The sequence below is a fragment of the Ilyomonas limi genome (assembly GCF_005233845.1).
GTDB lineage: Bacteria > Bacteroidota > Bacteroidia > Chitinophagales > Chitinophagaceae > Ilyomonas > Ilyomonas limi.
The window spans coordinates 196,686-216,322 of record NZ_SZQL01000006.1 but is presented as its reverse complement, the minus strand read 5'-3'; the positions used below and the strand labels follow the sequence as shown (position 1 = coordinate 216,322).

Annotated in this window: 14 protein-coding genes and 1 other RNA gene; 5 read left to right on the top strand and 10 right to left on the bottom strand. The window is 41.8% G+C overall.

From position 1 onward, the window contains the following. Positions 1–158: 158 nt before the first annotated feature. The 7 genes from FC093_RS24035 to sucD form a co-directional block, all read right to left on the bottom strand. A complete protein-coding gene (locus FC093_RS24035; protein WP_206106544.1) occupies positions 159–1,250 on the bottom strand; it encodes a BON domain-containing protein in 1,092 nt (363 codons plus the stop codon). A gap of 318 nt (positions 1,251–1,568) precedes the next feature. Next, an RNA gene (gene rnpB / locus FC093_RS09770) (RNase P RNA component class A) lies at positions 1,569–1,931 on the bottom strand. 32 nt (positions 1,932–1,963) lie between these two features. Beyond that, positions 1,964–4,390: a phenylalanine--tRNA ligase subunit beta gene (gene pheT, locus FC093_RS09765; protein ID WP_137261589.1), complete on the bottom strand. Its 2,427-nt coding sequence runs from the start codon at positions 4,388–4,390 to the stop codon at positions 1,964–1,966. A gap of 302 nt (positions 4,391–4,692) precedes the next feature. Continuing rightward, positions 4,693–5,139: a 50S ribosomal protein L9 gene (gene rplI, locus FC093_RS09760; protein WP_137261588.1), complete on the bottom strand. Its 447-nt coding sequence runs from the start codon at positions 5,137–5,139 to the stop codon at positions 4,693–4,695. A gap of 186 nt (positions 5,140–5,325) precedes the next feature. Continuing rightward, the gene (gene rpsR / locus FC093_RS09755) at positions 5,326–5,592 is read right to left on the bottom strand and encodes a 30S ribosomal protein S18 (RefSeq protein WP_137261587.1); all 267 of its coding nucleotides are present in this window, start codon (positions 5,590–5,592) and stop codon (positions 5,326–5,328) included. Further along, a complete protein-coding gene (gene rpsF / locus FC093_RS09750) occupies positions 5,585–5,950 on the bottom strand; it encodes a 30S ribosomal protein S6 (protein ID WP_137261586.1) in 366 nt (121 codons plus the stop codon). Before rpsF ends, rpsR begins: the two co-directional genes overlap by 8 nt. A 249-nt stretch (positions 5,951–6,199) precedes the next feature. Beyond that, positions 6,200–7,072: a succinate--CoA ligase subunit alpha gene (sucD, locus tag FC093_RS09745; protein ID WP_137261585.1), complete on the bottom strand. Its 873-nt coding sequence runs from the start codon at positions 7,070–7,072 to the stop codon at positions 6,200–6,202. Between the two features lie 110 nt (positions 7,073–7,182). Between sucD and FC093_RS09740 the strand changes: the two genes are divergently transcribed. Continuing rightward, positions 7,183–8,574 (top strand): MFS transporter, encoded by a 1,392-nt coding sequence (locus tag FC093_RS09740; RefSeq protein ID WP_206106543.1) that lies wholly within the window; start codon positions 7,183–7,185, stop codon positions 8,572–8,574. A gap of 152 nt (positions 8,575–8,726) precedes the next feature. After that, on the top strand, positions 8,727–10,580 hold the full coding sequence (locus FC093_RS09735) for an alpha-amylase family glycosyl hydrolase (RefSeq protein WP_137261584.1): 1,854 nt from the start codon (positions 8,727–8,729) through the stop codon (positions 10,578–10,580). A 63-nt stretch (positions 10,581–10,643) separates the two neighbouring features. On the opposite strand, the gene FC093_RS09730 is transcribed toward FC093_RS09735, so the two are convergent. Further along, positions 10,644–11,621 (bottom strand): MBL fold metallo-hydrolase, encoded by a 978-nt coding sequence (locus FC093_RS09730; protein ID WP_137261583.1) that lies wholly within the window; start codon positions 11,619–11,621, stop codon positions 10,644–10,646. A gap of 385 nt (positions 11,622–12,006) precedes the next feature. Between FC093_RS09730 and gyrA the strand changes: the two genes are divergently transcribed. The 3 genes from gyrA to FC093_RS09715 all read left to right on the top strand — a co-directional run bounded on the left by gyrA (position 12,007) and on the right by FC093_RS09715 (position 17,284). Next, positions 12,007–14,673 carry a DNA gyrase subunit A gene (gene gyrA / locus FC093_RS09725; RefSeq protein WP_137261582.1) on the top strand — a complete coding sequence of 889 codons (2,667 nt, stop codon included), beginning with the start codon at positions 12,007–12,009 and terminating at the stop codon, positions 14,671–14,673. A gap of 45 nt (positions 14,674–14,718) precedes the next feature. Continuing rightward, the gene (locus tag FC093_RS09720) at positions 14,719–16,035 is read left to right on the top strand and encodes a hypothetical protein (RefSeq protein ID WP_137261581.1); all 1,317 of its coding nucleotides are present in this window, start codon (positions 14,719–14,721) and stop codon (positions 16,033–16,035) included. A gap of 148 nt (positions 16,036–16,183) precedes the next feature. Continuing rightward, on the top strand, positions 16,184–17,284 hold the full coding sequence (locus tag FC093_RS09715; protein WP_137261580.1) for a class I SAM-dependent methyltransferase: 1,101 nt from the start codon (positions 16,184–16,186) through the stop codon (positions 17,282–17,284). 268 nt (positions 17,285–17,552) lie between these two features. Here the strand turns inward: FC093_RS09715 and FC093_RS09710 are convergent, their stop codons facing one another. Next, on the bottom strand, positions 17,553–18,995 hold the full coding sequence (locus tag FC093_RS09710) for an NAD(P)/FAD-dependent oxidoreductase (protein WP_137261579.1): 1,443 nt from the start codon (positions 18,993–18,995) through the stop codon (positions 17,553–17,555). Between the two features lie 128 nt (positions 18,996–19,123). Next, positions 19,124–19,612 (bottom strand): GNAT family N-acetyltransferase, encoded by a 489-nt coding sequence (locus tag FC093_RS09705; RefSeq protein WP_137261578.1) that lies wholly within the window; start codon positions 19,610–19,612, stop codon positions 19,124–19,126. Positions 19,613–19,637 lie beyond the last annotated feature (25 nt).

Sequence of the window (19,637 nt, the reverse complement as noted above, 5' to 3'; positions counted from 1 at the left end):
GAAGGCACCGGGACGCGCAGGTTTTTTAAAATTTATACAATTATTTTATTCTCGATAATCCCCTTTATTTCACTAATTTCATGAACCTCCATTCAAACAAAAAGGTCACAACTTATTGGCTAAGTCGTGACCTTTTTGTTTAAAGCTCCAATGCAAATTTAGCTGGCACTTGATTTTTCTATTTTTACCTGGTTGGATGGGCTGCTGGTTGTACCTGTAGTTCCCGTAGTGGAAGAACTGCCGGTAGTTGTGCCCGTATTAGTACCGGAATATGAACTTCCGCTTGTGGATGAACCACTGGGGTTCCAATCGTTGCGCTGATTGAACTCTTGCTGTTTTACGCGCAGATTATTTTGTACGTTGTGTACACCACTTACTGATTCGGCAATGTCTTCGGCACGGCGTTTTTGCTGTTTGGAAGGTACTGTACCGCTAAGTGTTACTTCATTTCCATCCACGCTTACGTCAATATCTGAGGCATCAATATCCCACGCGTCGCTCAGGCGGTCGTTTACATCTTCCTTTATTCTGTCTGAGGAGCGGGTGTAATTTTTTGGACCTTTTCCGCGATAATTATTTTCCCTTCTTTCATCCATCCTGCGGCGGCGTTCGGCATCATCGTCACCAAACCACGATGCTACTTCATCTTTTGTTTTATCCCACCAGTTACGGTCATTTCTATCATTCCAGTTGCTGCGATTATCGTTGTCCCAATTGCGGTTGTGGCCATAGTCTTGCGATCGGTTATAGCGGCCATAATCCTGCGAGCCATAGCGGTTATCATAATTACCTTGTCTGAAATTATGTGTGCCTTCGCCATAGCCATGGTCATAATCGAAGCCGCTGCCATACATTTGTCCGTAGTTTCCGCCGGTGTTGCGGTTGTTGTAATCATTGCTGAAGTTGTCAAAATCGCGGCTTCCGTTTCTACCGTTTTGAAAGTCCCAATCGCTGTAGCTGCCCGATTTGCCGTAATTGTTGCCCCTATTGCCATAAAACGAATTATTATCATCGTTCCAGCGGTCGAAATCTCTGTCCTGGTTCATACGGTTTCTGTCATAGTCGCCATAATCCTGTCCGTAATTGCTGCGGCCGCTATTGCCGTAATTTCTGCTGCTATTCCAATTATCGCCATAATCGGAGTTGAAATTTCTGTTGTTGCCATAGCCGCTTTGATTGTAGCGGTTTCGGTTCTGATCATAATTTCCTTCGTTAGAGAAAGAACGTCTGTTACGAGTGTTCTGTTCCATAAAATTTATGTTTTAAATTGTTATAGGAATATCCATGTATAGAAAAAACTGTACCCATAAACTAACACCCGTTAAACAGAATCTTAAAATTGCGGGTTTATAAAACAGGAAGGATAAGAAATAGAAATTTTTTATGTATAATGTATAAATAGTAAATAGGAAAGCGAGGTTTAATGAAAGCCGGAAAAGATATTGAATGTGAAGCGTAGCTTTAAAAAGAAGAAGCATTAACTATAAAAAACATCAGATGGGATGATGGCAGCACCGCTGGAATACGTAAAACAGTAAAGCGGGTTTTATTTTCTACACCAACAAAAAAAAGCTACAAACCTCGTAAGCCGGATTCTGTTTTTACACTATCATTTATCTGCTCCCGGCATTACTGCCGCGATGTAGCTGCCTACCCTGGCTCATCGGGCGGGCCGCCCTGCTGGCGAGCCTTTACATGGCATTACAGCACCCAAGGTTTGCCCGCTTTGCACATTACTGTACAAAGCTGTGAGCTCTTACCTCACATTTTCACCCTCATGGTCCCGCTTAAGGAGGGACCACAGTTATTTTCTGTGGCACTATCTCTTATCTCGCCTTGAGCAAGACAGCCGGCTGTTCACCGGTGGGTTGCCCTGTGCTGTCCGGACTTTCCTTGGCACTTTAAAGCGCCACGATAGCGCGGGTTTGTAGCAAATACAAAAATAAATATTTATAATCGAAATCTACTGCTTGCGTATTTCTGCTTCTAAATCCTTTTCTAAAACCTGTATAATTTTGTTAACTGCTGCTTCTATTTCTTTATCAGTCAGTGTTTTTTCTTCATCCATAAAGGTAAAGCTAATGGCGAAAGATTTTTTGCCAATACCTAACTTATCGCTTTCAAACACATCAAATAAACGCATGTTGGTGAGCTTTTGCAGCTTTAATTTGTTTACAACATTTTGTACATCAGCATACGTAACACGCTTATTTACGATAATGGACAAATCGCGCTGCACTGATGGGAAGCGGGACACTTCTTCGTATGCTATCTTTTTTGCCTGCACTGCCTGTATCAGTTTGTCGAAAGAAATATCTGCAAAGCAAACCGGCTGTTTAATGTCGAACTGTTTGAGTTGTTTCGGTAATAAATAGGAAACGGTACCTACGTTGTTTTTGCCTGAAAAGACATTCAAAGAAATACTATTTTCCGATTCCTTTTTATCAAAGGAAATATGTTTGATACCGGCAGTGGTGAGCACCGCTGCAACAAAACCTTTAACGTCAAAAAAATCAAATGCCTTTCCTTTTCCATTCCACTCATCTTCACCGGTTTGCCCCGTGGCATAGAGGCACAAATGTTCTTCCTCTTTATAATGACCAAGTTCGCTGGTAAAATAAGTTTTGCCGAATTCAAAGAACCGGAGGTTGTTGTTTTTACGATTGAGGTTATATCCAATTGCTTCCAAACCGGTTTCCAGCATCGAAGGACGCATTACATTTAAATCGGCGCTGAGATTATTGATCATTTTTACTGTATGCGCCAGTGTTGCTTCATTAAAATAGCTGCTGTTAGTAATAGAGTTGGTCATTATTTCTATAAAACCCAAACCAGTGAGATACTGTGCAAGCTTATCTTTCAATGCTTCTTTAAAACCAATGGTTTCTATTGCAGGAGAGATAGTGATGGCTGTTGGAATGGCAATATTATCCAAGCCATCAATGCGCACAATTTCTTCTACAATATCTGCAGGCAGGCTAATATCAGGCTTACTGAAGGGAACAGCGAGTGTAAGCTCAATCTCATTTTCCAGCACCACTTCAAAGCCCAAAGCTGTCAAAATTGTTTTAACTTCTGTGGGTGAATATTGTTTGCCGCTTAACTTTTTTAAGAAGCTATACGTAAGCGTTACAATTGTTTTTGGTTGCGGATGAGGATACACATCTACCACATCGCTACTTATGCTGCCACCAGCAAGTTCTTTTATGAGTAAAGCTGCACGCTTCAATACATTTACCGTATTGGAAATATCAACGCCTTTTTCAAATCGGGTAGCTGCATCGGTGCGCAAGCCATGTGTAAAAGACGTTTTGCGGATGCTAACGGGATTGAACCAGGCACTTTCGAGAAAAATATTAGTGGTGCTTTCTTTTACACCACTTTCGGCGCCGCCAAATACACCCGCGATACACATGCCCGTTTGGGCATTGCAAATCATCAGGTCGGCCGCATTAAGTTTTCTTTCTTTGCCATCCAGGGTGATAAAAGGCGTGCCTTGCGGCAGGTTCTTTATAATCACCTGATTGCCTGTTATCGCATCTGCATCAAAAGCATGGAGCGGCTGACCCGTTTCGTGAAGAATGAAATTGGTAATATCCACGATATTGTTGATAGCGCGGATCCCAATTGCTTTTAACCTGTTTTGCAGCCATTCAGGCGATGGCTTTACCTGCACATTACTAATACTTACACCTGCATACCGCTGACAGGCTTCTTCGTTTTCGATGGTAACAGATATAGGCAAATCAAGATTATCCGGTATTAATTCATTGTTGTAAGGCAAAACAGGTTTGATTTCCTGCCCTTTATGATAAGATAAATACGCACATACATCTTTTGCTACCCCGATATGGCTCATTGCATCCATGCGGTTGGGCGTGAGACCTATTTCATAAATGACATCATTATAAGTGTTGAAATATTCAAAAGCAGGTGTTCCAGGTTGTGCATCATTGCGAAGGATCATAATGCCTGAATGACTTTCGCCTATGCCTATTTCATCTTCGGCGCAAATCATTCCATAGCTTTCCACACCTCTGATTTTAGCAACTTTCATGGTTATTGGCTCGCCAGATGTTGGATAAATGGTAGTGCCTACAGGTGCTACAACTACCTTTTGACCGGTAGCTACATTGGATGCACCACATACAATTTGTAAAGGCTCATTACCGCCAATGTTTACAGTAGTTTTTTTCAGTTTATCTGCATTCGGATGTTGCTCACAGGTCAATACTTCGCCTATCACTAAACCCTTCAGTCCACCTTTAATACTTTCGTATTTTTCCATACTTTCTACTTCCAAACCAATGGAGGTCAAAATTTTAGACAATTCTTCGGGTGCAATGGTCTGGGGCAAATATTCGCTAAGCCAATTATAAGAAATGGTCATGTAATCTGAAATTTAAAGGGCTGCAAAGATAAATGTCTGAACTGAGATGTTTGTAATTTGTAGGATATCGGCGATTGGGAGAAGATAGGATACCTTAGAAAGGTTTATTGGATTGAGGATTTGTAAGTTGCTGATATTCCGAACGCCAGCGGCTTTCGGAATATCAGCAACAAGCTCCATTTTGACAAACGCTTACTTTCATCCAATCCTATCTATCCCAACAATCCTTTAAATCCAGTTCATACAATAAAAAACCCGCAATAAGACTATTGCGGGTTAGATATATAAGTAGTATAAACTCTTTATTCACCTGTTACTTCAAATTCAATTTCGGTAGTGTTGCCATTACCAAAATCTACAGAAGCTTTGTAGGTGCCTAATTCTTTTACTTCATCTAAAATATGAATGCGCTTGCGGTCTATCTCGTAACCTTTCTGGTCGCGGATAGCACGGGCGATTTGCAAAGCAGTAATGCTGCCGAATATCTTACCGCTGGTGCCGGTTTTAGCAGATACTTTTACCGGCGATTCCTTCAACACAGCAATTACCTTGTTTATTTCAGCCAGCATAGCGGCTTCTTTCTTTGCTTTTACTTTTTGTTTTTCTTCCAACTGGCGAAGATTAGAAGCATTAGCTTCTACCGCCAGCTTTTTTGGAATGAGATAGTTACGGGCATAACCGTTTTTTACAGTAGCCAATTCGTTGGCGCCTCCCAAATTATCTACATCCTGAATTAATATAACCTGCATGGTTTTTAAAATTTTAGTTCCCAAGAGCCCAACTGTTTGGTGCTGTCTCCCGATTGCATCGGGATTAGGGAATGGTGACTAATGATTGTAAGTGTTTTTGTGAATTGTCAATGGAGGATGAGGTGGCTGTGTGAAAAATCATAATCGAGCGCTTTATTTACAACTCACTATTCACAATTGACAAAGCTATTTCAACAAATCTGTTACGTAAGGCAGCAGTGCCATTTGGCGGGCTTTCTTTACCGCATCAGATACTTTGCGCTGGTATTTCAAAGAATTACCGGTCAAACGGCGAGGCAACAATTTACCTTGCTCATTGATAAATTTCTTCAAGAACTCTACGTCTTTGTAATCCACGTACTTGATGCCATATTTCTTAAAGCGGCAGAATTTTTTCTTTGGCTTTTCCTGTTTAATGGCGGTCAGGTATTTGATTTCGTTGGCTTTAGCCATTGTTTACCTCCTCCAGTTTATCTACCTGTGTAGGTACGCCACTTCTCTTTTTAGCATTGTACTCAACGGCGTATTTGTCGAGTGCAGTGTACATGAAGCGCATAATTTGCTCATCACGTAAAATCTGGATCTTTAACTTCTCATTGAAGCTGGATGGCGCGCTGTATTCCAGAACCCAGTAGATACCGGTGGTTTTTTTCTGGATAGGATACGCCAGTGATTTTAATCCCCAGGGGTTGCTGTGCACGATTGTTCCACCGTTTTCTGTAATGAAATCGGTGTACTTTTTCTGAACGTTTTTAAATTCGTCTTCAGAAAGCACAGGGGTAAAAATCACCATCAATTCGTAATTGTTCATTACCCTGTTGTTTGTTTAATTAAAAAATAAAATTTCGGGCGGCGAAGGTAAGGGAAGATATTGAATATTAAAAGTGGAATATTGTTAATTGACAAGAGGGATAGACATATTCAAATGATAACACAGGGCTTTGGTCTAAGCATTTTAAGGTTAAGGTCTTTCGTATAATCTTAAGAGCCTGTACTGGTTTATCAAAAACAAAAACGCTCCACAGAATCTGCAGAGCGTAATATATTAATGTGAAAACATTTATTTCTTCAAAGCCGCAGCCATGGTCTTACCAATATCAGCCGGGCTGGCAACCACATGAATGCCACATTCTTCCATAATGCGCATTTTTGCCGCAGCGGTATCTTCAGCGCCGCCTACAATAGCACCGGCGTGTCCCATGCGTCTGCCGGGAGGCGCGGTTTGTCCGGCAATGAAACCAACTACCGGCTTTTTACCATTTTCTTTTATCCAGCGGGCAGCTTCGGCTTCCATGCCGCCGCCAATCTCACCTATCATAATAATGCCTTCCGTTTCTTCATCATTCATTAATAATTCAACTGCTTCTTTGGTGGTTGTACCAATAATCGGGTCACCGCCAATGCCAATAGCGGTGCTAATGCCTAAGCCCGCTTTCACCGCCTGGTCAGCAGCTTCATAAGTAAGCGTACCGCTTTTAGATACAATACCTATTTTACCAGGCTTAAAAATAAAGCCGGGCATAATGCCTACTTTGGCTTCGCCAGCTGTAATTACGCCGGGGCAGTTTGGACCAATTAACCTGGAAGAGTAACTTTTAAGATAGTTTTTCACTTTTACCATGTCCTGTGTTGGAATACCTTCGGTAATACATACAATCAGCGCAATACCCGCATCAGCGCTTTCCATAATCGCATCGGCGGCAAACGCCGGTGGTACAAATATGATACTTACATTAGCGCCCGTTGCTTTCACTGCATCGGCAACGGTATTAAATACAGGACGGTCCAAATGCGTGCTGCCGCCTTTGCCCGGCGTTACACCGCCTACTACGTTGGTCCCATATTCAATCATTTGTGATGCATGAAAGGTACCTTCGGTACCGGTAAAGCCTTGTACAATTACTTTGGAGTCTTTATTTACCAAAACAGACATAGGTTATTTTTTAAAGTGGAGCAAATGTAAGGTGTATGCCGTAATAATTAAAAGTAATCAAAGGAGCAATCCATTTTTTTATCCATATTTGTTCCATTAAACGATTGCTTATGGCCGTATCCCTTCCAACCAATGCTGCAGGCACTCCAAAGCCTGCACTTTCTATCGGGCAGCTCTTCAATATGAGTTTTGGATTTTTTGGTATTCAGTTTGGCTTTGCACTGCAGAATGCCAACGTCAGCCGTATCTTTCAAACGCTGGGTGCCGATTTAGATAAAATTGCTATTCTCTGGATTGCCGCGCCATTTACCGGTTTGGTTGTTCAGCCTATTATCGGTTACATTAGCGACAGAACGTGGCACCCGTTCTGGGGCAGGCGGCGCCCTTTCTTTTTTATAGGTGCCATCCTGGCTTCGCTGGCGCTGTTTCTGATGCCTAATTCCTATATGCTGTGGATGGCGGCTTTGCTGCTGTGGGTGTTGGATGCTTCCATTAATATATCTATGGAGCCGTTCAGGGCATTTGTAGGCGATAAGCTGCCCGCTTCGCAACGCACTACCGGCTTTGCTATGCAAACTTTTTTCATTGGGCTGGGAGCAGTTATCGCATCATTGCTACCCTATATTTTTACCAATGTATTTAATATTCCCAATACAGCTCCGGAAGGTGTTATACCCAATTCAGTAAAATATTCTTTTTACATTGGTGGTTTTATTTATTTAGCTGCTGTAATGTGGACGGTTTTTACTTCCAAAGAATATCCGCCCGAAAATATGCAGGCATGGGAACAGGAGAAAAAACAATCCAAAGGGGTGGCGCATGCTTTTGGAGAAATTGTACGTGGCATTGGCGCTATGCCGCCAACAATGCTGCAACTCGCAATTGTGCAGTTTTTTACCTGGCTTGCTTTTTTTTCCATGTGGATTTATACTACCGCAGCCGTTGCGCAAAATGTGTACGGCACTACCGATACCACTTCAAAAGCGTTTCAAGATGCGGGCGATTGGGTGGGCGTAATGTTTATGGTATATAATGGTGTTTCGGCAATCGCTGCTTTCCTGCTGCCGATGCTTGCCGCCAAAATAAGCCGCCGTTTTACCCACCTGCTTTGTTTGGTAGTAGGTGGCATTGGCTTTATTTCCATTTTTTTTATAAAAGACCATCAAACATTATTGCTTTCTATGGTGCTCATCGGGCTGGCATGGGCTTCTACACTTACTATGCCGTACGCCATTCTTGCAGGTGCGTTGCCCGCCAGTAAAATGGGTTTTTATATGGGTGTATTCAATTTTTTTATTGTTATTCCGCAAATATTAGCGGCTGCTATTTTAGGCTTTATTGTAAAAAGCGTTTTTAACGACCAAAGCATTTATGCCTTGCTGGTGGGCGGCATCTCTATGATTATTGCCGGTTTGCTGAATGTGATAGTAAAAGAAGACCACGCCGAAACCGCCAAAGAAATTACAGAAGATATAGAACTGGCAAATACTGCTGCGGACTAAAAATATATAAGTATTGAACCACGGAGGTGCAAAGAGATAAAGTAACACAAATATTACTGTATTATTCCTTGTTCTTCGCTGTAGCCAACAGGCAGGTTTGTACACCTTTGCATTCGTTGTGTCTTCGGAGTCCAAAAAAATTTATTTTATCTATGCTAAAAAATAAAAAATATTTGTTTGTTATTGGGTTGATTGTATGTAACCTGTATGCATTTGCACAATCATCAATAGAAGTATATCCTACTAATTGGTTTGTGGGAATGAAAAATCAAAACCTGCAGTTGATGGTGCATCATCCCAATATTGCATCTGGCGCAACTGTAAGTTTGTCGTATCCCGGAGTTGCATTAATCAAAACCAACAAAGTAGAGAACAGGAATTATTTGTTTTTGGATGTAAAAATTGCATCTACTGCAAAGCCAGGTATTTGCAGGATTGTTATTAAGAAAAACGACAGCACTTTTACTGTCAATTATGAATTGAAGAAGCGCCGCACCGGCAACGGAACGCAGTTTGCGCAAGGTGTGAATGCATCTGATTTTGTTTATCTTTTAATGCCCGATCGCTTTAGCAACGGCGATACTACCAACGACCGGATTGCAGGTATGCGTGATCAATCGCTCAACCGCGATTCTATTTTTTTGCGGCATGGCGGCGATTTGCAGGGCGTAATTAATCACTTAGATTATTTGCAACATTTAGGTGTAACTACTTTGTGGATGACGCCGGTGCTGGAAAATGACATGCCCAACCGCACCGAGCATGGTTATGCTTTTACCAACCATTATGTAATAGAGCCACGCTTTGGCGGTGCTGAAAAGTATATAGCATTAAGTGATTCGTTGCACCGGCGCGGCATGAAACTGATACAGGATGCTGTGTACAATCACGTGGGCTTGTATCATTTTACGGTACAGGACCCGCCCATGAAAGATTGGCTGCATCAATGGACTACATTCACGCAAACCAATTACCGCGAACAAACGGCTTTTGACCCGCACGGTGCTAAAAGCCAGGAGAAGCAATTAGCAGATGGTTGGTTTACTACTCAAATGCCTGACCTTAACCAAAGTAACCCGTATGTAGCCAATTATTTAATACAGCATGCCATTTGGAGCGTAGAAACATTTGGCGTAGATGGCTGGCGCATTGATACCTATATTTATAACGATTTACCCTTTATGAACCGCTGCAATCAGGCATTGCTGGATGAATTTCCAAAAATCACCATGTTTGGTGAAACCTGGGTGCACGGCACGGCTAACCAGGCTTATTTTGCAGATAATACGATTAATGCGCCGTTCAAAAGCAATCTGCCCGGTGTTACCGATTTTCAAACCCTTTTTTACGGCATACAACCTGCGCTCATGCAACCTTTTGGCTGGACAGATGGCGTGATGAAATTGTATCAGACTTTAAGTAACGATTTCCTGTATAAAGATGCCAGCCGCAATTGCATTTTCTTAGATAACCACGATTTAAGCCGCTGGTTTTCGGTAGTGAATGAAGATGTGGCAAAAGATAAAATGGGTTTTGAATGGTTACTTACGAGTCGTGGTATTCCGCAAATGTATTATGGCGATGAAGTGCTGATGAAAGGCGTTACCAATCCTGATGGCTGGGTGCGATTGGATTTTCCCGGCGGCTGGAATGGCGATACAGCAAGTGCTTTTACCGGTAAAGGAGTAAGCGATACGGCATTAAGTGTGCAGCAATTGATAAGAACCTTGGCTAACTTCCGTAAAACATCGCCGGCGCTTACGCAAGGCAAGCTGATGCAATATATTCCGGTGGATGGCTTGTATGTGTATTTCAGATATACCGATACACAAACAATCATGTGCATTATGAATACCAGCGATACAGAGAAGGCAGTGAGCTTTGATAATTATCCGGAGCGTACCACTGGTTTTAGCGGTGGACGTAATGTACTTACCAGACAGGAAGTGTTGCCAGCTTTTAAAATACCTGCAAAGCAAATGTGGGTGGTGGAGTTGAGGAAGTAAAAGAGATAAAAAAAGCCATCGTAATTTCATTCATTTACGATGGCTTCTCATTTCCACAACCTATTATTTCAGTAAGGAAAATCTCTTCTTCTTTTTCCGTGTTGTAACCAACAAAATAGAAGCTGCAAATAAAGCTGCGCTGGTTATATAAATCCATTTCTTATAATTGTCTTCCGCGCTCATTGGCGGTACATACAATATACCGTTTGCATCTTGCACTGCAGCTTCTTTTACATACCTTCCGTGTTCCGGAATACCTATTTCGTCAAAATGTTCATATAAATCAAGCAATTGACGTAATAGTTCGGTGCCATACATCGGCTTGCCGTGTCCGGTAGCTGCCGTTTCAGGTTGCAGAAGCAGCAGTTTTTTTACCGAGTTATATGCCGCTACCCAGTCGGTTGTAGCATACGCCGGCGGCCCTGAAACCAGCTTTTTCTGCAAGGCAGTACTCAATGCCGACTCAGCTTTGGTGGTTACAAAAGCATCACCTGCAATCAGCACTTTATCTTCGTCTCTGAATAAACTAATATGCCCCGGTGTATGGCCTGGTGTATGTATCCAGCGCCACCCCGGCAACACAGGTATGGTTCCATCTTCAGGCAGTGCAGTAATGAAACTGCTTACATCCACAGGTTTGGTAGAATACAAAAATGCCATGGTTGACATGAGTCCGCCGCCAACGGTAGGATCAAGTGGGGGGTACGAAGATTTACCTGTAAGGTAAGGAAGCTCCAGATAATGTGCGTACACCGGCACATGCCATTGGTTAGCCAATATTTCCAATGAACCTACATGATCAAAATGCCCGTGTGTCATAATAATGGCTTTGGGCTTGTTGTCTTCGCCAAATAAATCGGCAGCCATCTTTTTAATTTTGCCGGCACTGGTTTTTAATCCGGCATCTACCAATACCCACTTATCGCTTTCCGAATCTTTAATCATGTAAATATTTACAAAAATGTCTTTTGTGCCCCAAACGTTGGGCGCTACCTGAAAGTAAAACTTCTCTTTTACCGGTTGCTTTTCAGTGGTTTCCATAGAAGATTGTTTGTGCTTTAAAATGATTTATGTTTTAATGAATAAATTCTATGCCATTAATAAAGAACCCAATCTGTTTGCATAACAGAGAGCGTTGAGCGTTTTAAGTTAGCATTAGTTTTATGTGTACTCTTAAAGTAACAACGTAGCATCGTCAGGTCGGCTCGCCTCCGGTTGGATGGCATGATGAGACTGCCTTTCACCTCCGTTTTCGAGAAAACATTTCACCAATCATTTTAAAAATCAAACACCTCACTCGCTGCCTACAACAGCCAAAAAAGCGCCGTTAAAAAAGCGTTTTATATTAGCAATACTGCCCCGAAAACGTTACTTTTGTAGCTTTAATATTTAGTATAAACAGCTTGCATTCAAGCAGTACCATTTCATGGAAGAGAATCAGATTACTCCGTTAGAAACAAACGACAACGACCGTATTATCCAGGTAAATATTGAGGAGCAAATGAAAACCGCCTACATTGACTATTCAATGTCGGTAATTGTAGGCCGAGCCCTGCCGGATATACGTGACGGATTTAAGCCCGTGCATCGCCGCGTACTATACGCGATGAACGAACTGGGCAACAACAGCAATAAAGCATACAAAAAAGCGGCGCGTATAGTGGGAGAGGTGATGGGTAAATACCACCCGCACGGCGACGCTTCTATTTACGATACCTTAGTGCGTATGGCGCAGGAATGGACAATGCGCTATACGATGGTAGATGGGCAGGGAAATTTTGGCAACCAGGATGGCGACCCGCCGGCTGCCATGCGTTATACCGAAGTACGTCTGGAGCGCATTGCCGAAGCTATGCTGGAAGATATTGAAAAGGAAACCGTTGACTTTCAGCTCAATTTTGACGATTCGCTAAATGAACCAACCGTTTTACCTACCCGCATACCACAACTACTGGTAAACGGCAGTAGCGGTATTGCTGTAGGTATGGCTACCAATATGATGCCGCATAACCTGAGTGAAGCAATTGACGGCTGCGTGGCTTATATTGAAAACCGCGCCATTGAGATTGAAGAATTGATGCAGTATGTAAAAGCGCCCGACTTCCCCACCGGCGGCGTTATTTATGGTATGGAAGGGGTAAAACAAGCCATGATGACGGGGCGCGGCAGGGTAGTGGTGCGTGGTAAATGCCACATTGAAACAAAGCAAAGTGGCCGCGAGCAGATCATTATTACTGCTGTACCTTACCAGGTGGGGCTCGATGCCTTGACCGATAAGATTGGACAGCTGGTAAATGATAAGATAATTGATGGCATTGCGCACGTAAACAATGAGAGTAATAACCGCGAAGGCACCCGCATTGTAGTGGATTTGAAAAGGGATGCTATTGCTAATGTTGTTATTAATCATTTATTCAAGTTTACCGAGCTGCAAACAAGCTATGGTATCAATAACGTGGCGCTGAGCAAAGGGCGGCCGCGCATATTGAACCTCAAAGATTTAATCAGTGAGTTTGTAGAGTTTAGAATGGATGTGGTGATACGCCGCACTAAATTTGAATTGCGTAAAGCCAAAGAACGCGCACACCTGTTGGAAGGTTATCTCAAAGCGCTCGACCATTTGGATGAAGTCATCCGCCTCATTCGCGACAGCCGCACGCCTGATGAAGCAAAAGAGACTTTAATCAATAAAAGCAGGGAAGAAAACTGGTATCTGAATGAGTCGCTTTTTGCCGAAATAGATCAAACTTTTTACAACCAGGAGGCTGGATTAAGCGAAGCGCAGGCAAAAGCCATACTGGAATTGCGCCTGCAGCGCCTTACGGGTATGGAGCGGGACAAGATTGTAGATGAATTTAACGATATTATGCGCACCATCGCCAGACTTACTGCTTTGCTGGGTAGTGAAGACCTGCGATACGATTTAATTAAGACTGAATTATTAGAAATAAAGGAAAAATTTGGCGATACCCGTAAAAGCGAAATCCAATACCTCGCCGACGAAATGCGCATTGAAGACCTGATTGAAGATGAAAATGTAATTATTACCATCTCGCATTTAGGATATATCAAAAGAACATCGGCTACTGAGTACCGGCAGCAACGCCGTGGCGGCCGGGGTGCTATTGGCAGCAAAACCAGGGAAGAAGATTACGTAGAACATTTGTTTGTAGCTTCTACCCATCATACACTTTTATTCTTTACCGAAAAGGGCCGTTGCTACTGGCTAAAAGTATACGAAATACCCGAAGGTGAAAAGTCGGGCAAAGGTCGCGCCATTCAGAATCTGATACAAATACCGGCAGACGACAAAGTAAAAGCAATTATTGATGTTAAGAATTTAGACGATAAAGAATACATTAATAGTCATTACATTTTGCTCTGTACTAAAAAAGGCATTATCAAGAAAACCTTACTCGAAGAGTTTAGCCGTCCGCGCCAGAATGGTGTAAATGCAATAACCGTTGTAGATGGTGATGAACTGCTGCAGGTGCAAATGACAAACGGCAATAACGAGATAATGATGGCGGTAAAAAGTGGCCGTGCTATCCGCTTCCCCGAGAGCAAAGTTCGCTCTACCGGGCGTGGTGCTATTGGTGTGCAAGGAATTGACGTAGAAGACGGTACAGATGAGGTAATTGGTATGATATGTGTTAATAAGGAGGACGCTTCAAAAACCATCCTGGTAGTAAGCGAAAAAGGCTACGGCAAGCGTACGCCGCTGGTGAGCGAAGGGGAGGATGTTTACCGCATAACCAATAGGGGTGGTAAAGGTGTGAAAACGATAAATGTTACTGAAAAAACCGGAAAGTTAGTAGGTATATTAAACGTTAGCGAAAAAGAAGATCTAATCATCACCTGTAAATCGGGCATTACCTTACGTACACCGGTTGTAAACATTAAAGAAGCCGGCAGAAATACCCAAGGTGTTATCCTGATAAGATTGGATGAAGGCGACGAAATTGCAGCCATTTCAACCATTGAAGAAGAGGAAGTTATTGAAAATGAAATAGCCGAAATCACAGATGAAGCATTGCCAGATACAACGCAACCTGCTTCAGATACTGATGTGGCCGATACAACAATTGAATAAAAGTTTCAACTAATAACCTGAGAACATTAATAATCAACCAAGTATATGAAAAAAACCTTTCTTTTTTTATTGTTTGCCGCCTTTGCCATTGCAGCTACAGCGCAGGACTACAGCAAGGTTATGCTGAATTATCAGCTTAAAAAATATGAAGATGCTAAAAGTGATATTGACAAGCTCAGTACCGACAGCAAAGCACAGGATAAGCCAGAAACATACCTGTGGAAAGCTGCTATTTACGGCCAGCTGTATGCCGATAGTGCCTTAACCGGCAAATATCCGGATGCTGCTCAACAGTCTATGGCTGCATTTAATACGTATTTACAAAAAGATCCTTCGCTGAAGATGCTGAAAGAAGGTAATGCTAGTGCAGCTATCAACGGTCTCGCCTGGTTATATTCAGCTTCTTTCAACAATGGTAAGAAATACTTCACCGAGAGTAAATGGCCGGAAGCTTTTCAGGAATTTAAGCGTGCAACAGAATTGAGTGAGTTTATCAATAAAAACGGATTTAATTCCAATAAATCTCTTATTGACACTTTTACTGTTCTGTACACTGGCTATGCTGCCCAAAATATGGGGAAGCCGGATAGTGCTGTAGCTTATTACGAAAAGTTGGCCGATCTGAAAACAGGTGGAGCCGATCTGCAGCCTATGTATCAATACATGCTGGATGATTATTCTAAAATGAACCAGCCTGAAAAGTTTACAAAGTACTTAGCCATTGCAAAAGAGTTGTACCCCGACAAGGCAAATTTGTGGTCTCAAATGGAAATGAGCAACATGAGCCAGAACGCATCCTTAGATCAGATTATGACAAAATATCAGCAGGATTCGGCTACCACTTTAACAGAAGACCAGTTGGTAAATTATGCAGAGACTTTTGCCAACCCGCAGCAGTTGCAAAGCTTAGACAGTAACAAACAAGTACAATACAAGCTTACAGCGGCAGGCATTTACAAGCGCGCTTTTAACCAAAATCCTAACCAGGGTATTTATGCTTACAATGCCGGTTTGCTGAATTATAATATTTTCAACGATCTGGAAGATAGACGTTATGCTCTTCGCGGTGAAAGTGCTGCTTTGAAGACACAACGCACAGAGGTGGAAAAGCAACAACAGGTGTATGCCGATTCGGCTATCGCATGGCTTGAAAAGGGGTATGAGATACTGAAAGCAAAAACAGACCGCGACAGAATTGAAGCTAATTCTTTGGATCATGCAGTGGACTATTTAGCCAACCTGTATATGTGGAAAAGAGAGCAAACAAAAGGAACTAATTCGGCTGCTGCTACTAAAGATTACGATAAGTATGACGCCAAATTTAAACAATTTGATGCCGAGCATGGAAAATACAAAATGTAGTATTGCTGAACTTTTATACAAAAGCCGCTTTAAGGAGCGGCTTTTTTTTGCAGATGAGTAGATGCAAAGGCGTCTTCCTGTAGTTTCTATCTTAACAAAATAAATTGGCGAATAGAATTGGATATTTTGAATTAAACCGATTAAAAACATGGTGTTATCTGAAATTATCATTCAAAAAATACGTGAGGAAGGACCTATCAGCTTTCGTGATTTTATGGACATCACTTTGTATTATCCTGCTTTAGGTTATTATACTTCCAATGCGGAAAAAATTGGCATATCGGGCGATTATTACACCACACCTCATTATACCCGCCTTTTTGGCGAAATGGTTGCCAAACAGTTGGAGGAAATGTGGCACCTGCTGGATAAAAAGCCATTTACTATTGTTGAATACGGGGCCGGAACTGGTGTGCTTTGCCGGGATATTTTAAATTACCTGCAGAACAATAAAGATTTATACGAGCATCTTACTTACTGTATTATAGAAAAAAGTGAAGTGATGCGCCAAAAGGAAAAAATGATTTTACAGGATAAAGTATATTGGTATGATGCTATTGAGGAGATCCCGGAAGTTTGCGGATGTGTTTTGTCCAACGAGTTGGTAGATAATTTTCCGGTACACCAGGTAATAATGGAAGATGAGCTGATGGAAGTTTTTGTGGATTATCTGGATGGCTTTATAGAAGTGCTAAAACCTGCCTCCACAGCACTTAAAAATTATTTGGAGGAACTGAATGTAAAGCTGCCAAAAGGATTTCGCACCGAAATAAATCTGCAAGCCACAGAGTGGATCACCACAGTAGCCAATGCACTACAAAAGGGATTTGTGCTTACCATAGATTATGGATACTCCTCAGCCGAATTTTATCAGCCAAAAAGGAGCCAGGGTTCTATAGTTTGTTATTATAAGCATGAGATCAATGACAAGGTTTATAGTAATATTGGGAAGCAGGATATTACAGCACATGTAAATTTTTCAGCTTTAAACCAGTGGGGCACCAAAAATGGACTTACGTGTACCGGATTTACCAATCAGGCAAATTTTCTGCGCACTCTTGGCCTGGTACATTACCTCAGAGCAATGGAGGAAAGTAGAGATTACAACGCTGCAGAAAAGCAAAAAAACTTACAATTTGTTAGTACGCTTATGCTCGATATGGGCAGCAAGTTTAAAATACTGGTACAGCACAAAGGACTGCAACGCCCATTACTTTCCGGTTTGCAGCTTGCTTATAAGTTTGTTTAAAGATATGGGAGCATGTTGTTTGATAATAAGTACATCAATAAAAATACAGCTTTCTAATTTGGTCTACCGACAGCAGCCGGATAGTAGATACTTTTCTAAACTTAACATAATATAAATTATAGGAAAAAACTACTTTGATTTTTGTATACAGGTTTTATGACTGCTTAAAGAATTGAACCTACTAATAAAATAATATTAGCACATTGGCTGGTGTATCTGCCAGCCAATGTGCTTTTAAAAATAGGTAAAAAGTAAACAGTTTCTATGTTTATACTACCACCTTTGCTACAGATGTTGCTGAAGCAGGTTGCGTAGGTACTTGCGCCGGTGACGGTGTTACTACCTGATTAGATTGTGTTACCGGTACACCAGCTTTTTCATCAGGTATCAATGTTTGCAAATGTTGCTGTACGGTTGGTAGCTGATGCTGTGGTAACTGTGCATTATCAGTAATGCCAAGTCCTCTAAAGATCAGGCGCAAATTCTGGTCGAATGTGAAATACTTATACATCCAATTAATAAAAATCTGCACACGGTTTTTTACGCCTACAATCAAAAACAAGTGAAGACTCATCCAGAAAACCCAGGCTAAAAAGCCGCCAATGTGTATTTTGGGATGCGGAATGTCCACAACAGCGCGGTTACGTCCCACCGTTGCCAGGCTTCCTTTATCGTGGTACTCATATTCTTCCAGCGGCTCCCTGCTGCCTGAGCTGATTTTCAGCAGGTTTTTTGCTAACAATTTGCCCTGTGTTATGGCCACATTTGCCAATTGTGGATGCCCGGTTGGATATTTAGGCGTTTCCATACTGGCCACATCACCTATAGCATATACATTATTAAAGCCCAATATCTTATTGTAACGGTCCACTTTTATACGGTTGCCCCGCACTACCAGCGTTGGATCAATACCGCCCGGAATATTTCCTTTTACACCTGCAGCCCATATTACTGTTTTTGTCTCAATGGTTTCTCCGGTAGATAAGGTTACTTTGTACCCGTCAAATTCTTTTACTACCGTATTGTTTATTACCGTTACACCCAGTTCGTGCAGATACTTACAGCTTTGCTCACTGCTTTTCTCGCTCATCACCCCCAATGTCTTCGGACTCCCTTCAACAAGGTAGATTTTCATGGTAGAAAAATCAAGTTCAGGATAATCTTTAGGCAAAATTTTATTGCGCATTTCTGCTATAGCGCCGCTTAACTCTACGCCGGTAGGTCCGCCGCCCACTATAACAATACTCATATAAGGCTTCAATTCTTCAGAATTGTTCTTAACCCTTAGAGCATCTTCAAAGTTTTGTATCAGGTGGTGCCGCAGCCGCAATGCTTCTACTGTTGATTTCATCGGGTAAGCAAGTGCCTGCATTTGCTTGTTGCCAAAAAAATTGGTATCTGCACCAGTAGCAAGCACCAGCACATCATAGTCAAAGTCACCTATATCCGTCTTTACACAGTTGTTTGTTGTATCTATATCTGTTACAGTAGTCAGGCGAATGCGCACATTTTTGCTATGCTGAAATGCTTTGCGAAGCGGAAAGGAAATATTGCTTGCATCCAGGGATGACGTGGCTACCTGGTAAAACAGCGGCTGAAATTGGTGATAGTTATATTTATCAATTAACAGTACTTCTACGTTCGGCTTGTTATTTAGCTTGCGGGCAAGTTTTAATCCTGCAAAACCGCTACCTATAATTACTATTTTCATGTAAAAAAATTTACAGTTTGAATAGTAAAACAAAAACGGTGCAAGTTATTGAAATATGTACGACGGCATGAAAATAAGGCAGTTAGTAAGGTAGCATCATTTCAATATTACTTGGATGATGATAAAAACTATAATGCAAGCTTCATAATGTAATCATTCATAAAATAGCCTCTGCCAATATCAATATTCACTTCTTCCGCTATTTCAAATCCCATTTTTTTATAAAAATGTAATGCTGAATTTTGGCGGTTTACATTTAATATTAATGCCGTTGCTGTATTTTCCTTTACTTTTTCAATTACAAATTGCAACAATTGCCCGCCGGTGCCTTTGCCTTGCATTTGCGGAAGCACATATATTTTATGCAATTTATAAGTAGTTGCGCCATAAGTCCCAAAAGCTGCAAAACCTGCCGGCACTCCATTATCGTAAGCAATATAAAATTGCTGTCCCTCTCTCATTTGATTAATTAATGCTTCCTCGCTGTACATAAGCTGCAGCACGTATTGGAGCTGACCAGCACTTAAGATCGTATTGTAAGCAGCCGGCCAAATCTCGTAAGCAAGCTTACGAATAAGGGAGATTTCTTTAACACCAGCCGGCTGAATACTTAACATAAGAAAAATTACAAAACGGAAAACA

Coding starts and splice junctions, on each gene's coding strand:
- gyrA (WP_137261582.1), top strand. CDS start 12,007: ATGGAAGAGAATCAGATTACTCCGTTAGAAACAAACGACAACGACCGT.
- FC093_RS09740 (WP_206106543.1), top strand. CDS start 7,183: ATGGCCGTATCCCTTCCAACCAATGCTGCAGGCACTCCAAAGCCTGCA.
- sucD (WP_137261585.1), bottom strand. CDS start 7,072: ATGTCTGTTTTGGTAAATAAAGACTCCAAAGTAATTGTACAAGGCTTT.
- rpsF (WP_137261586.1), bottom strand. CDS start 5,950: ATGAACAATTACGAATTGATGGTGATTTTTACCCCTGTGCTTTCTGAA.
- pheT (WP_137261589.1), bottom strand. CDS start 4,390: ATGACCATTTCTTATAATTGGCTTAGCGAATATTTGCCCCAGACCATT.
- FC093_RS09720 (WP_137261581.1), top strand. CDS start 14,719: ATGAAAAAAACCTTTCTTTTTTTATTGTTTGCCGCCTTTGCCATTGCA.
- FC093_RS09735 (WP_137261584.1), top strand. CDS start 8,727: ATGCTAAAAAATAAAAAATATTTGTTTGTTATTGGGTTGATTGTATGT.
- FC093_RS09730 (WP_137261583.1), bottom strand. CDS start 11,621: ATGGAAACCACTGAAAAGCAACCGGTAAAAGAGAAGTTTTACTTTCAG.
- rpsR (WP_137261587.1), bottom strand. CDS start 5,592: ATGGCTAAAGCCAACGAAATCAAATACCTGACCGCCATTAAACAGGAA.
- rplI (WP_137261588.1), bottom strand. CDS start 5,139: ATGCAGGTTATATTAATTCAGGATGTAGATAATTTGGGAGGCGCCAAC.
- FC093_RS24035 (WP_206106544.1), bottom strand. CDS start 1,250: ATGGAACAGAACACTCGTAACAGACGTTCTTTCTCTAACGAAGGAAAT.
- FC093_RS09705 (WP_137261578.1), bottom strand. CDS start 19,612: ATGTTAAGTATTCAGCCGGCTGGTGTTAAAGAAATCTCCCTTATTCGT.
- FC093_RS09715 (WP_137261580.1), top strand. CDS start 16,184: ATGGTGTTATCTGAAATTATCATTCAAAAAATACGTGAGGAAGGACCT.
- FC093_RS09710 (WP_137261579.1), bottom strand. CDS start 18,995: ATGAAAATAGTAATTATAGGTAGCGGTTTTGCAGGATTAAAACTTGCC.